Here is a 20,761-nt window from a genome sequence, read left to right as displayed (position 1 = left end):
GTCGATCCGTACGCGAAGGCGCCGCCCTCACCCGTCGATCAAGGATTTCTGCGTCGATCAAGGGCAAATGGCCGCGGATCGGAGATCAAAGCACGACCGTTCGCCCTTGATCGACGGGCCAGCCCTTGATCGACGGGCCAGCCCTTGATCGACGGGCCAGCCCTTGATCGACGGGCCAGCCCTTGATCGAAGGGAAGGTCCTTGATCGGCGCGGAGGCCCTTGATCGACGGGCGCGCCGTTGATCGACGGCGTCGGCAGGGCGCTGGCGTACAGCGCCGCGTCGAAGACCAGATGCGCCGTCATCGATGCCCGTCCTCGCGGTACGCCGCAGGCCGGGAGCTGTGCTACATTGCTGCGTACTGAATACACTATCCATGTGCGGAGGTGCGGTGGGCGCGAGCGAACCCCAACCGGTACGGCGGGTCGGCACGCTGGGCAGCCTGCTCACGTTCGCCGGGCAGGCCACCCAGGCGCTGCTGGAGCGCCGGCCCGACCTGGGTGGGCCGGAGTACTTCCCGACCATGGACGACGTCGCCGCCGCCGTGCTCGACGGGCGGATCGAGGTGGGCGTGCTGACGTCGGAGACCTCCCACACGGCGTGCACCGAGACCGCCGCGCGCCTGCTGGCGGGGGAGCGGCTCTTCATCGCCGAGGAGATCGTGGTCCCGTACCACTGCGCGCTGCTCGGCAAGCCGGGCAGCCGGCTGGCCGACATCACGCACGTGGGCGGGCACGGCTCGATCCGCCAGTGCCGCCGCTTCCTGGCCGAGCGCCTGCCGCACGCGACGGTCGAGATCCACCGGCAGAACTCGGTCGAGGCGGCGCGCGAGGTGCTCGACGGCGACGGCTCCACCGCCGTCATCGGGACCGAGGCGGCGGCCGCCGCGCTCGGCCTGGACATCATCGAACGGGACGTCGACGGCGGCAGCGCCGGCGGTTGGTGGGCGCTCGCCGCCACGCTGGCCGCGCCCCAGGGCGCCGACCATCTCGCGGTACGCGTCGACGGCAGCGCCGCGCTCAACGAGGCCCTCGCGCACGTGGCCCGGCTCGGACTGGTCGTCCGCACGATAACGAACGCGCCGACCGGCGAGATCTTCCGCTACCGGTACCTGCTGGTGCTGCGTACCCCCGCTGGCGAGCCGCTCGGCGACCAGGCCATCGACGCCTTCGGCCCCCAGGTCGTCGGCATCTACCGCAGTTGGAGGTGACATGTCCGACTTTCGTGGCGCGGACGTCCTGGAGCGCTACATCAAGCAGTGCACCAACTGGGGGCGCTGGGGCGACGACGACTCGCTCGGGACGATGAACTACGTCGGTCCCGAACAGGTACGGCGCGCCGCGGCCCTCGTCGAGCACGGCGTGACCGTCTCCTGCTCGCTGCCGTACGACCAGCGCGGCCCGCAGACCGGCAGCCTGCGCAACAACCCCCGCAACGTGATGACCGCGACCGGCGCCGACCACCTGGCCGGCGCGCAGGACATCCTCCCCGCCGGGTTCGGCCCCGCCAAGGGGTACGGGCGGTCCGACGACATCCTCATCGTGCCCAACCAGGCCGGCACCCAATGGGACTCGCTCTCGCACATCTTCTGGAAGGGGAAGATGTACAACGGCTACTCCGCGGGGCTGGTCTCCTCCAACGGCGCCGCCCGCAACGGCGTGGAGCACTACGCGGGCCGGTTCGTGATGCGTGGCGTGCTGCTCGACGTGGCCCGGCACCTGGGGGTCGACTCCCTCGAACCCGGCTACGCCATCTCCGCCGAGGAACTGGAGGCGACCGCCGCCGCCCAGGGCGTTCAGGTCGGGCGCGGGGACGCGGTGCTGATCCGCACGGGGTTCCTGGAGGCGCGCCGGCACGCCTGGGGCGACTACGCCGGCGGCCCCGCACCGGGGGTGTCCCTGCACACCGCCCCGTGGTTCCACGAGCGGGAGATCGCCGCCGTCGCCTCGGACACCTGGGGCGTCGAGGTACGCCCCAACGAGATCGACTGCTTCCAGCCGTTCCACGTCGTGGCGCTCGTCCACATGGGACTGGCCATCGGTGAGATCTTCGACTTCGCCGACCTGGGCGACGCCTGCGCCCGGCACGGCAAGTACGAGTTCCTGTTCACCGCCCCGGCGCTGCCCATCACGGGCGCGTCCGGCTGCCCGGTCGGCGCGGTGGCGGTCCTGTGAGCGCGCCCGCCCTGCCCGACGTGCCGACCACCCTCCTCATTGGAGGGAGCTGGCGTCCGGCGGCCGGGGGAGCGACGTTCCCGGTCGACAACCCCGCCACGGGCCAGGCGCTCATCGAGGTCGCCGACGCCGGCGTACCCGATGCGCTGGACGCGATCCGTGCCGCGGCCGACGCGCAGCAAGCGCTCGCGGCCCTTTCGCCGGCTCAGCGGGCGGCGCTGCTGCGCCGCGTCGAGGCCGCGCTGCGCGACCGGACCGACGAGATCGCCCTGCTCATCACGCTGGAGATGGGCAAGCCGATCGCCGAGTCGCGCGGCGAGGTCGGGTACGCCGCCGACTTCTTCGGCTGGTTCGCCGACGAGGCCCTGCGCATCGGGGGCGACTACCGCCTGGCACCGACCGGGCTGACCCGGATCCTGGTGCAGCACAAGGCGGTCGGCCCCTGCCTGCTCATCACGCCGTGGAACTTCCCGCTCGCCATGGGGGCCCGCAAGATAGCCCCGGCGATCGCGGCCGGCTGCCCGTCCGTGCTCAAGCCGGCCGAGCAGACGCCGCTGACCAGCCTGCTGCTCGCGCGGATCATCGAAGAGTCCGGCGCCCCGCCCGGCGCGGTCAACGTGCTCACCACCTCCCGGCCCGCCGAGGCCGTCGGCGCGGTCATCGACTCCGGGCTGGCTCGCAAGCTGTCCTTCACCGGCTCGACCGAGGTCGGCAAGCTGCTGCTGGCCCGGTGCGCGGCCCAGGTCATGCGTACGTCGATGGAGCTGGGTGGGAACGCACCGTTCATCGTGTGCGCGGACGCCGACCTGGACGAGGCGGTCGAGGGCGCGCTGCTGGCCAAGATGCGCAATATCGGCCAGGCGTGTACGGCGGCCAACCGCTTCATCGTGGCGGAGTCGCTGGCCGGCGAGTTCACGAGCCGGCTCGCGAAGCGGATGGGCGCGCTGACGGTCGCCGCCGGTTGGCTCGACGGCTCGCAGGTCGGGCCGCTCATCGACGACGCGGCGGTGGAGAAGTTCGACCGGCTGGTACGCGACGCGCTCGACCGCGGCGCCACGGTCGAAACCGGGGCCGTGCCGGCGATCGGCCGCTTCGTGACCCCGACCGTCCTGAGTGGAGTCGCGCCCGGCACGGCGCTGCTCGACGAGGAGATCTTCGGACCGCTCGCCCCGATCACCACCTTCCGCGCCGAGGAGGAGGCGGTACGCGCCGCCAACGGCACCCCGTACGGCCTGGTGAGCTACGTCTACACGCGCGACCTGCGGCGCGCGCTGCGCCTGGTCGGCAGCCTCGCCACCGGCATGGTCGGCGTCAACTCCGGTGTCGTGTCGAACGCGGCGGCGCCCTTCGGCGGCGTCAAGCAGTCCGGGCTCGGCCGCGAGGGCGGCTTCGAGGGGATCGCGGAATACCTCGACACCACCTACGCGGCCATCCCGGTCTAAAGGAGACAGACATGCGCATCGTGGGACTGCGTGAGGCCGGCAACGTTCTCGTGGGGGAGCTCACCGACGAGGGCGTCGGGATCCTCGCGTCCGTGGAGGAGTTCTGGACCGCACCACGGCATTGGCTTGCCGAAAGACCACAAAGGACAGTAGTGGCGGGCGAGCTGGTACCCCCGGTGCTGCCCGGCGCGCGGGTCATCTGCATCGGGCTCAACTACCTCAAGCACGTCGCCGAGGGCTCGTACGCCGGCGAGGGGGTGCCGCCGTACCCGACGCTGTTCGCCCGGTGGCCGAGCTCGCTGACCGTCGGCGGGGCGGGCATCCCCGTGCCGTCCGATGAGGATGGTGTGGACTGGGAGGGCGAGGTGGTGGCCTGGGTCGGCGAGGCGCTCGTCGACGCCACCCCGGACGAGGCTTTGGCGGCCGTGGTCGGCTACTCGGCGTTCAACGACGTGACGGCCCGCCGGGCGCAGAAGCTCACGTCGCAGTGGACACTCGGCAAGAACGCCGACCGCTCCGGCGTGCTCGGGCCGCTCGTGCCGGCCGCCGAGGTGGGCGACCTGCGCGACGGGCTCAAGGTGGTCACCCGGGTCAACGGCACGGTGGTCCAGGAGGGCAGCACCGACGAGATGGTCTACCCCGTCGGCGAGACGCTCGCGCTGATCAGCCGCACGCTGACCCTGCACCCGGGGGACCTGCTCGCGACCGGCACGCCGTCGGGGGTCGGCTACTCCCGTACGCCGCCCTGGCTGCTGCGCCCCGGCGACGAGGTGGAGGTCGAGGTGGAGCGGCTCGGCGCGATCCGCAACCCGGTGGTGGCCAACGAGGCACGGCACGCATGAAGGGACCGCTCGACGGCGTACTCGTGGTGGATCTGTCCCGCGCGCTCGCCGGACCGCACGCGACGATGATGCTCGGCGACCTCGGCGCCCGCGTGGTCAAGGTCGAGGCCCCCGGGCGCGGCGACGACACCCGCGGCTGGGGGCCGCCCTTTGTGGACGGTGAGTCGACGTACTTCCTGTCGGCCAACCGCAACAAGGAGTCCGTCTGCCTGGACCTGCGGGACGACGCCGACCGCGCGGTCCTGCTCGCCCTGGTACGCCGGGCGGACGTGCTGGTGGAGAACTTCCGGACCGGCGTGATGGAGCGGCTCGGGCTGGGCCCCGACGTGCTCGGCGCGCTCAACCCGCGGCTGGTGCAGCTGTCCATCACCGGCTTCGGCCACGACGGCCCGGAGGGCGGGCGGCCGGGGTACGACCAGATCGCGCAGGGCGAGGGCGGGCTGATGTCGGTGACCGGGCCGGCGCCGGACGACCCGCAGAAGTTCGGCACCCCGATCTGCGACCTGCTCGCCGGCATGTACGGCGCGTACGGGGTGCTGGCGGCGCTGCGGGAGCGCGAGTCGACCGGCCGGGGCCAGGTCGTGCGCACCTCGCTGCTGGCCGCGGCCGTCGGCGTGCACGGCTTCCAGGGCACCCGCTGGACGATCGCCGGCGAGGTCGGCCGAGCCGCCGGCAACCACCACAGCTCCATCTCGCCGTACGGGCTCTTCCGCTGTGCCGACGGGGCGGTGCAGATCGCGGTGGGCAGCGAAGGGCTGTGGCGGCGGTTCTGCGCCGGCTTCGGCCTCGACCCCGACGAGCCGGGCATGGCCACGAACCCGCAGCGCGCCGCCGCCCGCGCCGACGTCGTCGAGCTGGTCGAGAAGGTGTTCGCCGACTGGACGGCCGACGCACTCCTGGACCGGCTGAACGAGCTGGGCGTGCCGGCCGGCAAGGTGCGCTCGCTGGACGAGGTCTACGCCTGGGAGCAGACGCTGAGCCAGGGCCTGCTCATCGAGGTCACCCACGAGACGCTGGGGACGCTGCGCCTGCCGGGGCCGCCGCTGCGCTTCTTCGACCTGTCCGGCCAGGAGCGCACCCGGACCGGGCACCGCCCGCCACCGGTGCTCGACCAGCACGGGCGGTCGATACGGCACTGGGTCGAGTAGTGCGCGCCGAAGAGCTCATCGAGGCGAACGTCGACCGGGGCTCCTGGCACTCGTGGGACGAGCCCATCGCCAGCACCGATCCGGACTACGTGAAGGCGATGGTGAAGGCCGGCACGGACGAGGCCGTCGTCACCGGCCGGGCCCGGATCGACGGCCACGAGGTGGCGCTCATCGTCAGCGAGTTCGGCTTCCTCGGCGGGTCGATCGGCCGGGCCGCCGCCGCGCGCATCGTGGTGGCCGTACGGCGCGCGACGGCTGAGCGGCTGCCCCTGATCGCCGCCACCGCGTCCGGTGGCACACGGATGCAGGAGGGCACGCCGGCGTTCGTCACGATGGTGGACATCTCGCAGGCCGTCGTGGCGCACAAGGCGGCCGGGCTGCCGTACCTGGTGTATCTGCGGCACCCCACCACCGGTGGGGTGTTCGCGTCGTGGGGGTCGCTCGGGCACGTCACCGTGGCGGAGCCGGGCGCGCTGATCGGCTTCCTCGGCCCCTCGGTCTACGAGGCGCTGCACGGGCACGCGTTTCCCGACGGTGTGCAGGTCGCCGAGAACCTGGTCGCCAAGGGCGTCATCGACGCGGTGGTGAAGCCGGACCAGCTCGCCGCCGTCGCCGCGAAGGCCCTCGCGCTGCTGGCTGGGCCGGTAACGCCGCCGGCCCGTCCGGATCCCTGGGAGTCCATCCAACTCAGTCGCCACCCAGCTCGTCCCGGCGTGCGCGAGCTGCTGCGGATCGGCGTCGACGACGTACTCCCGCTGTCGGGGACCGGGGCGGGAGAGCCGGGCAACGGCATGCTGTGCGCGCTGGCGTCGTTCCAGGGAATGCCGTGCGTGGTCGTCGGCCAGGACCGGCGCGGCCCGCTCGGCCCCGACGGCCTGCGGGCCGCGCGGCGCGGGATGAGCATCGCGCAGCAACTCGGGCGCCCGCTGGTGTGCGTGGTCGACACCCTCGGCGCGGAGCTGTCGCCGCAGGCGGAGGAGCGGGCCCTCGCCGGCGAGATCGCGCGCTGCCTGGCCGACCTCGGCCAGCTCACCGTGCCGTCGGTGTCCGTGCTCCTCGGGCAGGGCTGCGGCGGGGGAGCGCTCGCCCTGCTGCCCAGCCGGGTTCGTGTCGCCGCCGAACACGCGTGGCTGTCACCGCTGCCGCCGGAGGGCGCGAGCGTGATCCTGTACGGCGACACGGAGCGGGCGGCCGAGATGGCGCGCCGGCAACGTATCGGCGCGCACGAGCTGCTGGCGGACGGCGTGGTGCAGGAGGTGGTGCCCGAGCCGGTGCCCGCGCACGAGGACCCGGACGGCTTCTGCCGCCGGATGTCCGCCGCGATCGTCACCCAGCTGGTGCGCCAGCTCTAGGGCCTAGGTAGCCCAGGCCATGCTGACGAGGCGGTCGCGGGTGTGGCCGACGTGCGCCTCGATCACGGTGCGGATCTCGTCCTCGTCGCCGTGCTCGACCGCCTTGAGGATGGTCTGGTGCTCGACGAGCACCTGCTTGCGGCGCGGCAGGTCGGGCGCGGCCAGGTGCACGTACCGGTAGATGCGGAACCGGACCTCGTCGATGATCGAGGACACCGCGGAGTCGCGGCCGTTGAGGGTGCGGTGGAACTCCATGTCGGCCTGGAGCCACTCCTCGGCGGACATGGACAGGTTCATCGCCTTGGCGATCTCGCGGGCCGCCGGCAGGTCGGCGTCGAGGAAGGTGGGACGCGACCGGGCCCGGAGCGCGGCGAAGACCTCCAGCTCCTGGCGCAGGTCGAAGAGCTCGAGCACCTGCTCCTGGGAGAGCTTCGTGACGACGAAGCGCTGGAAGGGATTCGCGTCGAGCAGGCGCTCGGCCTGCAGGCGACGCAGGGCCTCGCGCACCGGCACCCGGCTCACGCCGAGGCTGCTGGCCAGCTCCACCTGATTGATCTCGGTGCCGGCCGCCAGCTCGCCGCGGATGATGGCGTCGCGGACCCGCTCGTACACGCGGTCGCCGAGCGTCGCGCGCGACACGGTGCCCATGCCCGACACCGTGGACGGCTGGTCGATCGGTTCGAGCGTGGGCGGCTTCTTCGGCATAGACAGAGTATAGGAGTATACAGTAGCCAAACGCTACTACTCAGGGTTGCGACCCACGAAGTACTCCTCGTCGGGGTCCTGCGTCACCCACAGCTCCGACGCCTGCAGCGCCCGCCGGAACGCGGCCATCTCCCCGCTGTGCAGCCGGTTGGCCGGTACGCGCAGCGGACCGCCGTTGAAGCCGGCGAGCCATGCCTGATACTTCCACGCCGCCCTGTTCACCGAGTGGGCGTGGGGGACCGGCGCGACATTGCCGTTGGCCCGCCACGCCGGGGCGATCTTCCAGAGCAGGTCCATGGCCTGGTCGACCTTGCCCTCGCGGGCCAGGGCCAGCATCCGCGGTGCGGTGTCGCCGTAGTACTCGGTGTTCGAGGTCGCGATCACCCGGAGCGGGACGAGCGCCGCCAGGGCGATCGCCTCCTGGATGATCGGCATGGTGATCAGCACCTTCTCCGACAGGCGGTGCCAGGCGTGCGCGAAGCCGGCGACCGACGGGAAGCCGCCCTCGGCCTTGACCGAGACGACGTTCGGCGCGGCGTCGACCAACTCCTCGATCATGTCGATCGGGATGGACGCGGAGTGCAGGCGCTCGAAGCCCCAGTGGGTCATCGGGAAGAGGATGACGCCCAGGTTGGTCGCGTCGCAGAACGCCCTGGTGTAGTCGTACAGCTCCTGCAGCGACCGCGGGTGGAAGCACGGCGGGTACGACAGCAGCGCGAGCCGGGCGCCCGCGGCCTCGGCGCGCCGGGCGGCGACGATGTTCTCCTCCAGCGTGTTGAACGACGCGTGGAAGATCAGGTTCAGCCGGTCACCGGCCTCGTCGTGCGCGATCTCGGTGAAGCGCACGTACTCGTCGAGGGTGATGTTGACCTCGCTGACCAGCAGCGTGCCGGTGAACCCGAGCTCGATCACCCGGCGGACGTCGTGCCGGATGCCGCGCTCGTTGATCCGGGTCAGGTCGGCCGAGAAGCTCGGGATGACCACGTTGTTCACCCCGTGGAAGTGCTCCAGGGCCCAGTCGCGCACGTCGTTCTTCGTCATGGTCGGTCTTCTCCTCAAAAGTCAGCGGCGGGTCTTGGGCCGGGCCAGGTCGTCCCAGGCGGTGCCGAGGCCGGCCTCGATCGCGCGGCGGTAGGCGAGGTCGGCGGCGACCATGTCCTGCAGGGCGGTGCCCACCGACTTGAAGACGCTGAGATCGCCCGGCGGGTCCTCGGGCAGCGACGCCTTGCCCTGGAGCAGGTCACTGAGCCGGACGACGCCGCCGAGGCCGCCGCCCTCGTCGACGTACTCCCGGATGTCGCCGGACTCGTCGGCGATCTGCTCGGGGTCGGCGTCGAAGACCAGGTTTCCCGCGCGGCGGAAGACGTCGGTGTCGAGCTCGCGCAGGTCGCGGTGGGTGGAGCCGATCGCGCTGATGTGCAGGCCCGGCCGCAGCCAGCCGGACTCGCAGGCGATCGGGCCGCCGTAGCCGGTGTTCGTCGCGGTGATCACGTGGTCGACGTCCGCGCAGGCGTCCGCGGCCGTCGCGGCCGGCACCACCGGCAGGCCGAGCTCGTCGCGCAGCCGCGCCGCGAGCCGCGCGCGGCTCGCCGGGTTCGGGCTGAAGACCTTGACCTCGTCGAGGTCACCCACCGCGGCGAACGTGCGCAGGTGCGTCTCGGCCTCCAGACCGGATCCGAGTACGCCGAGGCGGGTCGCCTTCACGCCCAGGGCCCGTGCGGCGACCGCACTCGTCGCGGCGGTGCGCGCCGCGGTCAGGTAACAGGCGTCCATGGCCGCGAGCACCTCGCCGGTCTCGACGGAGGCGAGCACGATCAGGTAGCGGACGCCGACGCCGCCACCGCCGAAGAAGGTCTTGAGCCCCATGACGCCGGACTGGGGGACCACGGCGGGCATCAGGCGTAAGAACCTGCCGGCGCCGGCGAGGTTCAGCCGGGCGGGCACGTCGGCCGGGACGGTCGCGTCGAGCCGGATGGCGCGTTCGATCGCCTCGACGAGCGAGGCCGGGTCGAGCACGCTGCTGACCGAACGGTCGTCAAGCAGAAGAGTCATGATGGCTGTCCCCACGGAAGCGGAAGCGGCGATGGAGCGGTCCTTGACCAGCCCCGGCTACTGTATACACTCTAGTGGCAACTTTGTGCACGTCAAGCCCGGAGGAATCATGGAGCAGGCAGTGCAGCGCCTCGGGTACGTCGTATTGGGCGTCCCGGACGTCGCGGAGTCGACGAACTTCTACTCGAACGTCGGGCACCTCACCGTGCACGACGCCGCGGGCGGGACGAGCTTCCTCGGCGGCGGCTACGACCACCACTGGCTGCGGCTGGAGGAGCACCAGCAGCGCCGCGGCCTGGTGCGCGTGGGCTTCCAGCTCGCCCGCGAGGAGGACCTGTCCGGCGTCGCTGACCGGCTGGACCAGCGCGGCATCCGGTTCGCCGAGATCGGTGACCTGGACGGCGACGGGATCGACCGGGGCCTGCGGTTCACCGACCCCGACGGCGTCGAGGTCGACGTCTACACCGACATGCTCTCCCGCGCGGTGAAGCCGACGCAGGACGCCGTACGCATGAACGAGATGCTGCACGCGGTGTGGTTCTCGGCGGACCCGGTCGCCGCGCACCGGTTCTACGCCGACGTGCTGGGCTTCCGGGCCTCAGACTGGATCAAGCGCAACGCGGTGTTCATGCGGTCGGCGAACAACTTCCACCACGCGCTGGGCATCTTCAAGTCGAGCCCGCAGCGGGCCGCCTCCATGGACCACTTCTGCATCCTCGTGGAGAACGTCGACGATGTGATGCGGGCCCGGAACATCGCCCTGCGCCGGGGTGCGCAGCTGCAGAAGGACGTGCTCCGGCACGCCGCGTCCGGCTCGATCAGCGTGTACATCGCCGACCCGATGACCGGCATCTCGTTCGAGTTCTGCACCGAGCACGACATCGTCGACCCGGACCACCGGCCCCGCCTGCTGGAGGGCTCGCCGATCACCCGGGACGTGTGGCAGGCGTACAGCCCGGGACTGAGCAAGAACGCGCCGCTGGGCGCCACGTCGGACCTGGCCGACCTGGCCAACGCGCTTGCCTGAGTCCTGACCACTGAGATCGCTGGCACATCGTGCCTGGTCGCGGTAATGATCCGTCTCAGGACAGCAATCTTGCTGTAACTCTTGACGCGGAAGCAGGCGTCAGTAGTCTGTATACAGTTCACGCGAGGAGGGCTGAGAATTGGCTGACGCTTCGCCAGTCGTCGAGTTCAACGATGTGACGGTCACATACCCGGGCAAGCACGTGACCCGTCCGGCGGTGGTGGGCATCGACCTCGCCGTCCAGAAGGGCAGCTTCGTCTGCGTGGTCGGGCCCAGCGGCTGCGGCAAGTCCACGATCCTGCACGTCTGCTCCGGCCTGCTGAAGGTCTCCGGCGGGCAGTTCCGGTACCTCGGCAAGGAGTGGCGCAAGCTGCATCCGGGCATCGGGTACGTCACCCAGCGGGAGACCCTGCTGCCTTGGAAGACGGTCGTGGGCAACATCGCGCTTCCGCTCAAGATCCAGGGCGTACCGCGGGTGGAGCGGCGCGAGCGGGCCGCCGAGATGGCCGCGAGCGTCGGCCTCGGCGACTGGCTCAACCGGTACCCGCGGGAGCTGTCCGGCGGCATGCGGCAGCGCGTGCAGCTCGGGCGCGTCCTGGTCACCGACCCGACGCTGCTGCTGATGGACGAGCCGTTCGGCGCGCTCGACGCGGTGCTGCGGGTACGGATGCAGGAGTTCCTCAAGTCGCGGATCGAGGGCACCGACCTCACCACGATCTTCGTGACGCACGACCTGAGCGAGGCGCTGACCCTCGGCGACGAGGTGGTGGCCATGGCCGGGGCGCCGGGCTGCATCGACCAGATCGACAAGCTGGAGGACCTGCCGCGCGGCGTCTCGCCCGTCCAGCTCCGGCAGTCGCCGGCGTACGCCGCGCACGAGGCCCGGCTGTGGAAGACGATCGCCGGCAACCTGTCCGACGACGGCCGTGCCCTGCACAACGACGCCCTGCACAACGACGCCGCGGCGCCCGCCGTCAGCGGCCAAGGGGGATCTCATGACGACGCAGACCGTCGCGGCCAAGCCGGCGCCCGCCGCCCCCGCCAGGCCGGCGCAGACGCCGGGAGACCGGCGGGACAAGGTCGTGGACCTCGTCCGGCTCTGGGCGATCCGGATCGCCATCGTGGTGGTCTTCTGCTCGGCGTGGCAGTTCTCCAGCGGCCGGATCTTCCCGGTGTTCATCGTCTCCAGCCCGACGCTGGTCGTCGAGCGCTTCGGCGACTTCATGCAGGGCGGGGAGCTGTTCTCGCACCTGGGTTACACCATGCGCGCCTGCGGCATGGGCTTCGCCATCGGCGCGCTGATCGGCAGCACGCTGGGCCTCCTCTTCGGCATCTACGAGTCCATCTCGCGGGTGATCTCACCGTTCGCCGCGATGCTGTACTCGACACCGAAGATCATGCTCTCGCCGCTCATCGTCGTGTGGGTCGGCGTGGACCTGACCATGAAGGTGTTCGTCGCGACCTTCGCCTGCATGTGGGTCATCTTCTACAACGTCTGGAACGCCACCCGGCGCATCGACCGCAACCTGCTCGACCAGATGCGCCTGATGGGTGCCAACCAGCGTCAGATCATCGTCGGCCTGTACCTGCCGTCGGCGTTGACCTGGCTACTCACCAGCCTGCGGGTCGCCTTCCCCGTCGCGCTCATCGGCGCGGTGGTCGGCGAGTTCGTGGCTTCCTCGCAGGGCCTGGGATACCTGGCCCTGGATTCCGGCCAGCGTTACGACTCCGCGGGGGTGCTCGTGGCGGTTCTGACCATCACCGTCACGGCGATGACCATCGATTCAATTTTGGCAGCCATCCAGCGCAAGGTGGCGCTGTGGCAGGGTGAAGGAGTACGCGGATGAGAGGGATATATCGGCTGACGAGCCTCGCCGTGGGCGCGGTGCTCGTGGCTGGGGTACTGACCGCCTGTGGTGACGACGGTGCGACGATCCAGGCGGACGCGCAGACCGGCAACCGGAAGATCCGGATCGCCGCACCGTTCATCAGCACCATGAATTCGGCCGTCCTGTACGCACAGGGCAACGGCATCTTCGCGAAATACAACATCGAGACCGAATTCATCGAGATCAACGGCGCGGGCGGCCTGCAGGCGACCCTCGGCGGCAGCACCGACATGGCGATCACCTCGTCGGTCAACCCGGTGGCCGCCCTGGAGCAGGGCCAGGAGTTCCCGATCGTCGCGCAGATCGGCAACGGCTTCCCCGAGTCGGTCCTGGTGACCGCGGACGCCTGGAAGCAGAGCGGCCTGACGGACGCCTCGCCGCTGAAGGACAAGATGGCGTTCCTGGCCGGCAAGGCGTGGGGCGTGTCCAGCCCGCAGGGCTCCAGCAGCTACATGGCCAAGTACATGTTCCAGCTGGCCGGCCTGTCCGACAAGGACTTCAAAATCAACTCCCTGGGCTCCGCCACCGGCACCCTGGCCGCGCTGAAGAGCAAGAAGGTCGTCGCCGGCAGCATGGGCTCGCCGTACCCGCAGGTGGCCGAGGCGGAGGGCTACGCGAAGCTCTTCATCAACGTCAGCGGCGGCGAGGTGCCCGAGCTGACCAACACCCTGACGTCGGTCGTCGCCGTGACGCCGCAGTTCTACCAGAACAACAAGCAGCTCATCGCCGACTTCAAGAAGGCGCTCGGCGAGGCGCAGAAGCTCGTCTACGAGAACTCCTCGGTCGTCGACGAGTGGATCTACACCAACCACTTCAAGGGCAGCCCCAAGGAAGCCGTGCTGGCGGGCGTCAACGACCAGCGCGAGGGCGGCGCCATCGCCAAGACGCCGGACGTCGACCCCGCCGCCGCGGAACGGCTGGTCAACTTCATGAAGGCGACCGGCCAGCCCGTACCGGACGACTGGCGCAAGATCTTCGTCGACATCACCGCCTGAGTTGCACTGTCGCTGAGCTGGATAGGAGTACCGGTGTCGGAGTTCGTTGATGGGCGCATGCTCATCGGCGGTGAGCTCGTGCAGAGCCGCACCGCGAACTGGTTGGAATCGGTGAACCCGGCCAATGAGGAGGTCATTGGCCGGGTGCCCGCCGCCGGACCGGAGGACGTGCACGCGGCGGTCGACGCCGCGCTGGGCGCCTTCGACGCGTGGGCCGGATTGTCGATGGCCGAGCGCGCCCAATACCTGCGCGGCTACGCGCAGCGCCTGCGGGAGGAGGGCAAGCGGATCCTGGACATCGAGGTCCGCGACACCGGTAACACCATCGCCAAGCTCCGCCACGACGTGGCGAGCGCGGTACGCGGCATCGAGTACTTCGCCGGTCTCGGCACCGAGCTCAAGGGCGAGACGATCCCGGCCAGCGCCGACGCGCTGCACTACTCCGTACGCCAGCCGTACGGAGTAGTGGGCCGGATCGTGCCGTTCAACCACCCGATCCTGTTCGCCGCCAAGTTCGGGGCCCCGCTGATGGCCGGCAACTGCGTGGTCATCAAGCCGTCGGAGCAGTCGCCGCTGTCGGCCACCGTGCTGGCCGAGATCGTGCGGGAGACGCTCCCGCCCGGCGTGGTCAACATCGTCACCGGCGACGGTGCCGGCGCCGGCGTCCCCCTCGTCAGCCACCCGCTCGTCAAGCGCATCTCGTTCATCGGCTCGGTGCCGACCGGCATGGCGATCCAGCGCCTGGCCGCCGACGTGGCGGTCAAGCACGTCAGCCTCGAACTGGGCGGCAAGAACCCGATGATCGTGTTCGCCGACGCCGACCCCGACGTGGTCGCGGCCAACGCGGTCAATGGCATGAACTTCGGCTGGATGGGCCAGTCCTGCGGCTCGATGAGCCGGATCCTGCTGCCCGACTCGCTGTACGACGCGGTGCTCGACCGCATCGTCGCCAAGGCCGAGGCGATCGTCCAGGGCGACCCCGGCAAGGAGGAGACCGGCGCCGGCCCGATGAACTCCAAGGCGCAGTACGACAAGGCGCTGCGCTACATCCAGGCGGGCATCGAGGACGGCGCCCGCCTGGTCGCCGGCGGCGGCCGGCCCGAGGGCCCCGAGTTCGCGCGCGGCTACTGGCTGCGCCCGACGGTCTTCGCCGACGTGACCCGGGACATGCGCATCTTCCGGGAGGAGATCTTCGGCCCGGTCATGTCGCTGGTCCGCTACCCGGACGGCGACATCGACGAGGTCTTGCGGCTCGCCAACGACGTCGAGTACGGCCTGACCGCGTCCATCTGGACCAACGACCTGAGGCTCGCCATGCGGGCCGCGCGCGAGGTCCGCGCCGGCTACGTCTGGGTGAACGGCGTGTCCCGGCACTTCCTCGGCACCGGCTTCGGCGGCTTCAAGAACTCCGGAACGGGCCGCGAGGAGTGCTTCGACGAGATGCTCAGCTACACCGAGACGAAGACGGTGCACGTCCATGTATGAGGCCGACCCGTTGCCGGTGCCGGTCACCGAGCGCCCGGCCATGCGGTGGGGCAGTGACGCCATCGCGGAGCTGCTGAGCCGGCTCGACCTGCCGTACATCGCGATGGTTCCGGGCTCCAGCTACCGGGGCCTGCACGACAGCCTCGTGAACTACCTCGGCAACACCGGTCCGAAGCTGGTCGTGTGCCTGCACGAGGAGCACTCCGTCGCCATCGCCCAGGGGTACGCCAAGGTGACCGGCGAGCCGATGCTCGTCGGGCTGCACAGCAACGTGGGCCTGATGCACGCCGCGATGGCCATCTACAACGCGTACTGCGACCGCGCCCCGATGGTCCTCATCGGAGCGACCGGTCCGCTGGACGCCGCCAAGCGCCGGCCGTGGATCGACTGGGTGCACACCTCCGCCGACCAGGCGGCGATCGTGCGCCACTACGTGAAGTGGGACGACCAGCCCGGCTCGGTGCCGGCGGCGCTGGAGTCGCTGCTGCGCGGCTACCGCCTGACCCGTACCGAGCCGTCCGCCCCGGTCTACGTGTGCCTCGACTCGGAGTTGCAGGAAACAGAGATTTCGAAGGGCGTGATCGACGCGGTGACGGTCCCGGATCCGGCGCGGTACCCGGCACCGACCGAGCCGGCGCCAGACGCGTCCACTGTGGACCAGATCCTCGCGATGCTGTCCGCCGCGCAGCGACCGCTCGTACTCATGGGACGCGCTGGGCGTACCCGGGAGGAGTGGGACCGGCGCGTGGCGCTGGTGGAGGCGTTGGGCGTGGCGTGCCTGACGGACATGCGCCTGCCGGCCGTGTTTCCCACCGCGCACCCGCAGCATCCCGCCCGGCCCGCCGCGGGCCGGCTGAGCCCGAGCGGCGTCGAGCTGATGCGGCAGAGCGACCTGATCCTCAGTCTTCAGTGGACGGACCTGTCCGGCCCGCTGGCCGCCGCGTTCGGCGACGGCCCGCGGCCCCCGGTCATCGCCTGCAAGAACTCCGGCGCCCTCCTCAATGGATGGACGAAGGACCACTTCGCGCTGGTCCCCGCCGACCTGGAGGTCACCGCGGGCGCGGACCAGGTCGTCGGGGCCCTGCTGGCCCGGGTGGGAGAGCAGCCGGCGGTCCAGCGGCCCGGCTGGCCGCCGGCGCTGCCGGCGACCGGGTCCGGCACCCGCCCGGAGGTCGACGGCGACCCCATCCTCATGTCCGACCTGGCCGCCGCGATCCGCCAGGCCGCCGGCGACCGGGACATCACCTACACCACGCTTCCGCTGGGCTGGTCCGGCGAGGACGCCGTGTTCACCGGGCCGCTGGACTACCTCGGCCGGGACGGGGGCGGCGGCGTCGGCTCCGGGCCGGGCATCGCCGTCGGGGCCGCGCTGGCGCTGGACGGCACGGGCCGCGTCCCGGTCGCGGTGCTCGGCGACGGCGACTACCTGATGGGTGGCTCAGCACTGTGGACGGCCGCCCACTACCGGCTCCCGCTGCTGGTCGTCGTGGCCAACAACCGCTCGTACTTCAACGACGAGGGCCACCAGCGGCAGGTCGCGCAGCGGCGGTCGCGCCCGGTCGAGAACCGGACGGTCGGCCAGCACCTGCGCGACCCCGACCCGGACCCGGCCACGATCGCGCGCGGTCACGGGCTCACCGCGTACGGGCCGGTCCTGGACCCCGATGACCTGCAACCGGTGCTCGCCAAGGCGTTCGCCGAGGTCGTCGCCGGCGGCACGGTCGTCGTCGACGTCCGGGTCAATCCGTACGGCTACGGCCGCGCCTGATCGCAAGGAGGTCTCGTGAAGCTGTATGTCGAGGTCGAGAAGTGCTGCGGGTTCGGCGAGTGCGTCGCGCTCGCGCCCGCGCTGTTTCGGATGGGCAACGACAACCGGGCCCAGTTGCTCGGCGACGGGACGGTGGCGGAGGCCGACGCGGAGTCGGCGCGTACGGCCGCCTTCGCCTGCCCGGCGGAGGCCATCGGGATAGACGAATGACAGAGTCTAACGACGTGCTGATCGTCGGCGGTTCCATCGCCGGCGTGCGGACGGCCGAAGGGCTGCGCCGGCACGGGTTCGACGGCCGCGTCACGATCCTCGAAGCCGGCCCGGACCTGCCGTACGACCGGCCCGCCCTGTCCAAGCAGGTGCTCGCCGCCGGCCACAGCACCGAGTCGGTCATGCTGCGCACGCAGGCGGACCTCGACAAGGCCCGCATCGAGCTGCGCCGCGGCTGCCGCGCCGCCGGCCTCGACCTGGACGCGGGTACCGTCCGGCTGGCCGGCGGCGGCACCCTGGCGTACTCGAATCTCGTCATCGCCACGGGCGCGGCGCCCCGCCGGCTGGCCACCGCCCCGGCGGGCGCCGGGGTGCACTACCTGCGCACGCTCGCGGACGCCGAGCGGCTGCGCGAGGCCATCGACGGGCCGGTCCGGGTCGTGGTCGTGGGCGGCGGCTTCATCGGCTCGGAGGTGGCCGCCGCGGCCGCGGCGCGGTCCGCGAGCGTCACCGTGGTCGAGCCGTACGCGTTTCCGCTGAGCCGGGTGCTCGGCGACCTCGTCGGCAAGCGGCTGGCCCGGCTGCACGAGAGCCAGGGCGTCCAGCTCGTCCTGGGCCGCTCGGTGAGCGCGATCGGCGCGGACCGCGCGGGCGGCCAGCGCGTCGTCCTCGACGACGGTACGACGCTCGGGTGCGAGGCGGTGGTCGTCGGCATCGGCGCGGTCCCGGCCACGGACTGGCTGGCCGGGTCCGGGCTCGACGTGGCCGACGGCGTGGTGTGCGACGAGTTCTGCCGGGCCAGCGCGCCCGGTGTCTTCGCGGTCGGCGACGTGGCCCGCTGGCCCAACCCGCTCTTCGCCGAGGCGATGCGCGTCGAGCACTGGACGAACGCCGTGGAGCAGGCCGGCGTGGTGGCGTGGAACATCGCGCACCCGGACCGGCCGCGCCCCTACGCGCCCGTCCCGTACGTCTGGTCCGACCAGTACGGCAGCCGGCTGCAGATCGTCGGACGGCCGCGACCCTCCGACGACGTGCGGGTGGTTCTGGACGACGACGGCTTTGTCGCGCTGTACGTTCGTGATCATGAGCTGGTCGGGGCCTTCGGGCTGAACGCACCGTCGCAGGTGCTCGCGCTGCGCCGCGCGCTGGCCGCGCGCACCAGGCTTGACGGGATCACGCTTTGAGAGATCAGCAGAGAGGTGGGGATGATGGCTGACTACGCCGCACTCGTTCAGCCGGACCGCGTGCACTCCGCGGTCTTCACGAGCGAGGACATCTACAAGGACGAGCTGGAGAAGATCTTCTACCGGTACTGGGTGTACGTGGCGCACGAGTCGGAGATCCCGCGACCCGGCGACTACTGCACCAAGTGGATCGGCGAGAAGCAGCTCATCGTCTCGCGGGCCGCCGACGGATCGATCGGCATCTTCTTCAACCGCTGCCGGCACCGCGGCGCCGCCGTGTGCATGGACGAGTACGGCAACGCGAACTTCTTCCGCTGCCCGTACCACGGCTGGACGTACAACTCCGCCGGCGACCTGGTCGGCGTGCCCTACCCGTCCCGGTACGGCGAGGGCTTCGACAAGAGCACGCTGGGCCTGGCCCGGGTGCCCCGCGTCGACACTTCGGCGGGCTTCATCTTCGCCTCGATGGCGCCGGACGGTCCGCCGCTGGCCGAGCACCTGGGCAAGGCGGCCGGCTTCCTGGCGGACTTCGTCAAGGCGTCGCCGCTGGGCACCGTCTCGCTGTCCGCGGGCACGTCCAAGTCGGCGTTCTGGGGCAACTGGAAGTTCGTGGGCATGGACGGGTACCACACCAACTTCACCCACAAGACGGTCCTGGACCTGCGGCAGCGCAAGGCGGGCGCATCGTACAACCGGGGCGCCGGCAACTCCGACAAGTCCGCCAACGAGAGCTGGGACCTGGGCAACGGGCACTGCCGGCTGGACCTGACCGGCCGGGACAAGGTCGCCATCGGGGCCGCGTCCAACACGTCCATCGCCGCCGGCATCCCCGACAACGCCGACGGGCACGAGTACATGCGCCTGATGAGCGAGGCGTACGGCGACGGCGCGCACGAGGTCATCCGCCGCTCCCGGGACGTACACATCCACGTCTGGCCCAACCTGCAGCTGATCGGCTCCCAGGTACGCGTCATCCGGCCGCTGGCCGCGGGGCATACCGAGGTGATGAGCTATCCGGCCATGTTGGACGGTGTGCCGGACTCCATCAACACCGAGCGGATCCGCTCGTTCGAGTGGTTCAGCGGCGTCGCCAGCTTCGGCACCCCGGACGACACCGAGGTGTTCGAGCGCAACCAGATCGGGCTGCGGGCCGACTACATCCCGTGGCTGGTCCTCGCGCGCGGCCTGACGGTCGCGCCGCAGGAGGACGGCTCGACGGTCGGCAACGTCACCGACGAGGTACCGCAGCGCGCCCAGATGAAGGCGTGGCTGCGCAGCATGACTTCCCCGGAGGTTTCGTGATGAAGGATCTGGAACTGGTGGGGGACGTGACCGACTTCCTCCTCCTGGAGGCCGAGTTGGCCGACGCCAGCGCGTACGACGAGTGGCTCGCGCTGTGGGACGACCCGTGCACGTACTGGGTGCCCTGCAACCTCGACGACTACGACCCGACCAAGCACGTGTCGATCATCTACGACGACCGCGCCCGCCTGGAGGAGCGCTGCTTCCGGCTGACCGCCGGCGGCGCCCACTCCCAGGAACCGCGGTCGAAGGTGTGCCGGGTCGTCGGCAACATCCGCGTCGTCAACCCGCACGGCGAGGACGACACCGTCGAGGCCACCGCCCGGACGATCCTGGTCGAGCTGCGGTTGGGCCGCAAATCCGTGTACGCCGCCCGTGTCCACTACACGCTGCGGCGCACCCCGGAGGGCTTCAAGCTGCGCCACAAGAAGGTGCTGCTGCTCGACGCCGATGAACCGCTGGGCAACATGACGTTCCTCATCTGAGCGGGGTGTGCGCCATGGCTTTCGCCCACGGTGTGGTGGTCGGCAACGAGTTCGCGTCCATCGAGGTGTCCGTCGACACGTCCGGCCACTGCGCTCGCCTCGTCCTGCGGGACGTCGTGTCCGGACAGTCCCGCTACATCGACCCCCTGGTCCTCGAAGCCCTCATCTACATGCCCGACGACGTCATGCAGTCCCTGGCCGACCCCAACCTCATCGTCTCCGACTAACTCTTTCGTCGCGTCGATCAAGGCCCCGCGCGTCGATCAAGGGCATATGGCCGTGCTTTGATCTCCGATCCACGACCCTTTGCCCTTGATCGGCGACGAATTCCTTGATCGGCGTGGCCGCTACCCTTGCACCTGGAGCGAGTCGCTCATGCTGAACTCAGCAGTCGAATCGTGCTGGACGGTCGCGTACGCCTGGTACGCGGCGGTAGTCCGGGAGAAGTCGCAGTTGGACTTGGCCGTACTTTTGACGCCGGCGTCGAGACTGAAATTGACGGTAGGACAGCTGGTCCAGACGCCGTTCCTGACGTAGCCCGGCCAGATGGTCACCGGGGCGTACGACCCCGTGTTGCCGACGTGGACCGTGAACCAGACCTCGTCGTTGTCGGCCCAGGCGCAGGTCTGGAAGTAGATCTCCGGGTGTACGTACACGTAGGGACTGGAGCAGACGTGGCCGGACCCACCCGGCGACACGATC

General features: G+C 70.7%; 21 protein-coding genes and 1 pseudogene. 17 read left to right on the top strand and 5 right to left on the bottom strand.

Annotation, left to right across the window (positions count from 1 at the left end; genetic code table 11):
- Window positions 1-85: 85 nt before the first annotated feature.
- On the bottom strand, window positions 86-304 hold the full coding sequence (locus tag Prum_RS47790; protein WP_173086218.1) for a hypothetical protein: 219 nt from the start codon (window positions 302-304) through the stop codon (window positions 86-88).
- 86 nt (window positions 305-390) lie between these two features.
- Here Prum_RS47790 and Prum_RS47785 point away from each other — a divergent pair, with 86 nt between their 5' ends.
- Genes Prum_RS47785 through Prum_RS47760 form a run of 6 tightly spaced genes read left to right on the top strand, consistent with a single transcriptional unit; the run spans window position 391 to window position 6,957 of the window.
- Window positions 391-1,209, top strand: a complete 819-nt coding sequence (locus tag Prum_RS47785; RefSeq protein WP_173086216.1) for a prephenate dehydratase domain-containing protein — start codon at window positions 391-393, stop codon at window positions 1,207-1,209.
- Window position 1,210: 1 nt separating this feature from the next.
- Window positions 1,211-2,173 (top strand): cyclase family protein, encoded by a 963-nt coding sequence (locus Prum_RS47780; RefSeq protein ID WP_173086214.1) that lies wholly within the window; start codon window positions 1,211-1,213, stop codon window positions 2,171-2,173.
- The gene (locus Prum_RS47775) at window positions 2,170-3,615 is read left to right on the top strand and encodes an NAD-dependent succinate-semialdehyde dehydrogenase (RefSeq protein ID WP_246278821.1); all 1,446 of its coding nucleotides are present in this window, start codon (window positions 2,170-2,172) and stop codon (window positions 3,613-3,615) included. Before Prum_RS47780 ends, Prum_RS47775 begins: the two co-directional genes overlap by 4 nt.
- 11 nt (window positions 3,616-3,626) lie before the next feature.
- A complete protein-coding gene (locus tag Prum_RS47770; RefSeq protein ID WP_173086212.1) occupies window positions 3,627-4,457 on the top strand; it encodes a fumarylacetoacetate hydrolase family protein in 831 nt (276 codons plus the stop codon).
- The gene (locus Prum_RS47765) at window positions 4,454-5,605 is read left to right on the top strand and encodes a CaiB/BaiF CoA transferase family protein (RefSeq protein WP_173086210.1); all 1,152 of its coding nucleotides are present in this window, start codon (window positions 4,454-4,456) and stop codon (window positions 5,603-5,605) included. The genes Prum_RS47770 and Prum_RS47765 overlap by 4 nt, the downstream gene beginning before the upstream one ends.
- Window positions 5,605-6,957, top strand: coding sequence for a carboxyl transferase domain-containing protein (locus tag Prum_RS47760; protein ID WP_218577950.1), 1,353 nt, complete (start codon window positions 5,605-5,607; stop codon window positions 6,955-6,957). Before Prum_RS47765 ends, Prum_RS47760 begins: the two co-directional genes overlap by 1 nt.
- A gap of 3 nt (window positions 6,958-6,960) precedes the next feature.
- Here Prum_RS47760 and Prum_RS47755 read toward each other — a convergent pair whose 3' ends face one another.
- Genes Prum_RS47755 through Prum_RS47745 form a run of 3 tightly spaced genes read right to left on the bottom strand, consistent with a single transcriptional unit; the run spans window position 6,961 to window position 9,714 of the window.
- Window positions 6,961-7,662: a GntR family transcriptional regulator gene (locus tag Prum_RS47755; RefSeq protein ID WP_173086208.1), complete on the bottom strand. Its 702-nt coding sequence runs from the start codon at window positions 7,660-7,662 to the stop codon at window positions 6,961-6,963.
- Window positions 7,663-7,698: 36 nt separating this feature from the next.
- Window positions 7,699-8,703, bottom strand: coding sequence for a dihydrodipicolinate synthase family protein (locus Prum_RS47750; RefSeq protein ID WP_173086206.1), 1,005 nt, complete (start codon window positions 8,701-8,703; stop codon window positions 7,699-7,701).
- Between the two features lie 21 nt (window positions 8,704-8,724).
- On the bottom strand, window positions 8,725-9,714 hold the full coding sequence (locus tag Prum_RS47745; protein ID WP_173086204.1) for an ornithine cyclodeaminase family protein: 990 nt from the start codon (window positions 9,712-9,714) through the stop codon (window positions 8,725-8,727).
- Window positions 9,715-9,823: 109 nt separating this feature from the next.
- Here Prum_RS47745 and Prum_RS47740 point away from each other — a divergent pair, with 109 nt between their 5' ends.
- The 11 genes and pseudogenes from Prum_RS47740 to Prum_RS47690 all read left to right on the top strand — a co-directional run bounded on the left by Prum_RS47740 (window position 9,824) and on the right by Prum_RS47690 (window position 20,286).
- Window positions 9,824-10,741: a VOC family protein gene (locus tag Prum_RS47740; protein WP_173086202.1), complete on the top strand. Its 918-nt coding sequence runs from the start codon at window positions 9,824-9,826 to the stop codon at window positions 10,739-10,741.
- 175 nt (window positions 10,742-10,916) lie between these two features.
- Window positions 10,917-11,318: pseudogene (locus Prum_RS55670) on the top strand (ATP-binding cassette domain-containing protein); the annotation flags it as partial.
- A gap of 418 nt (window positions 11,319-11,736) precedes the next feature.
- The gene (locus Prum_RS47730; RefSeq protein WP_173086200.1) at window positions 11,737-12,588 is read left to right on the top strand and encodes an ABC transporter permease; all 852 of its coding nucleotides are present in this window, start codon (window positions 11,737-11,739) and stop codon (window positions 12,586-12,588) included.
- Entirely contained in the window at window positions 12,585-13,625 is a 1,041-nt protein-coding gene (locus Prum_RS47725; protein ID WP_173086198.1) for an ABC transporter substrate-binding protein, read from the top strand. Before Prum_RS47730 ends, Prum_RS47725 begins: the two co-directional genes overlap by 4 nt.
- Window positions 13,626-13,658: 33 nt before the next feature.
- Window positions 13,659-15,110, top strand: coding sequence for an aldehyde dehydrogenase family protein (locus tag Prum_RS47720; protein ID WP_218577949.1), 1,452 nt, complete (start codon window positions 13,659-13,661; stop codon window positions 15,108-15,110).
- On the top strand, window positions 15,103-16,878 hold the full coding sequence (locus Prum_RS47715) for a thiamine pyrophosphate-binding protein (RefSeq protein ID WP_173086196.1): 1,776 nt from the start codon (window positions 15,103-15,105) through the stop codon (window positions 16,876-16,878). The genes Prum_RS47720 and Prum_RS47715 overlap by 8 nt, the downstream gene beginning before the upstream one ends.
- 15 nt (window positions 16,879-16,893) lie before the next feature.
- Complete coding sequence (locus Prum_RS47710) at window positions 16,894-17,088, top strand: ferredoxin (protein ID WP_173086194.1); 195 nt, start codon at window positions 16,894-16,896, stop codon at window positions 17,086-17,088.
- Entirely contained in the window at window positions 17,085-18,272 is a 1,188-nt protein-coding gene (locus Prum_RS47705) for an NAD(P)/FAD-dependent oxidoreductase (RefSeq protein ID WP_173086192.1), read from the top strand. Before Prum_RS47710 ends, Prum_RS47705 begins: the two co-directional genes overlap by 4 nt.
- A gap of 24 nt (window positions 18,273-18,296) precedes the next feature.
- A complete protein-coding gene (locus tag Prum_RS47700; RefSeq protein ID WP_173086191.1) occupies window positions 18,297-19,574 on the top strand; it encodes an aromatic ring-hydroxylating oxygenase subunit alpha in 1,278 nt (425 codons plus the stop codon).
- Window positions 19,574-20,059, top strand: a complete 486-nt coding sequence (locus tag Prum_RS47695; protein ID WP_173086188.1) for an aromatic-ring-hydroxylating dioxygenase subunit beta — start codon at window positions 19,574-19,576, stop codon at window positions 20,057-20,059. The genes Prum_RS47700 and Prum_RS47695 overlap by 1 nt, the downstream gene beginning before the upstream one ends.
- Before the next feature lie 14 nt (window positions 20,060-20,073).
- Entirely contained in the window at window positions 20,074-20,286 is a 213-nt protein-coding gene (locus tag Prum_RS47690) for a hypothetical protein (protein WP_173086186.1), read from the top strand.
- 120 nt (window positions 20,287-20,406) lie between these two features.
- Here the strand turns inward: Prum_RS47690 and Prum_RS47685 are convergent, their stop codons facing one another.
- Entirely contained in the window at window positions 20,407-20,715 is a 309-nt protein-coding gene (locus Prum_RS47685; RefSeq protein ID WP_218577948.1) for a hypothetical protein, read from the bottom strand.
- Window positions 20,716-20,761: the final 46 nt, after the last annotated feature.

The sequence above is a fragment of the Phytohabitans rumicis genome (assembly GCF_011764445.1).
Lineage (GTDB): Bacteria > Actinomycetota > Actinomycetes > Mycobacteriales > Micromonosporaceae > Phytohabitans > Phytohabitans rumicis.
This window is presented reverse-complemented; position numbering and strand designations above follow the sequence as displayed.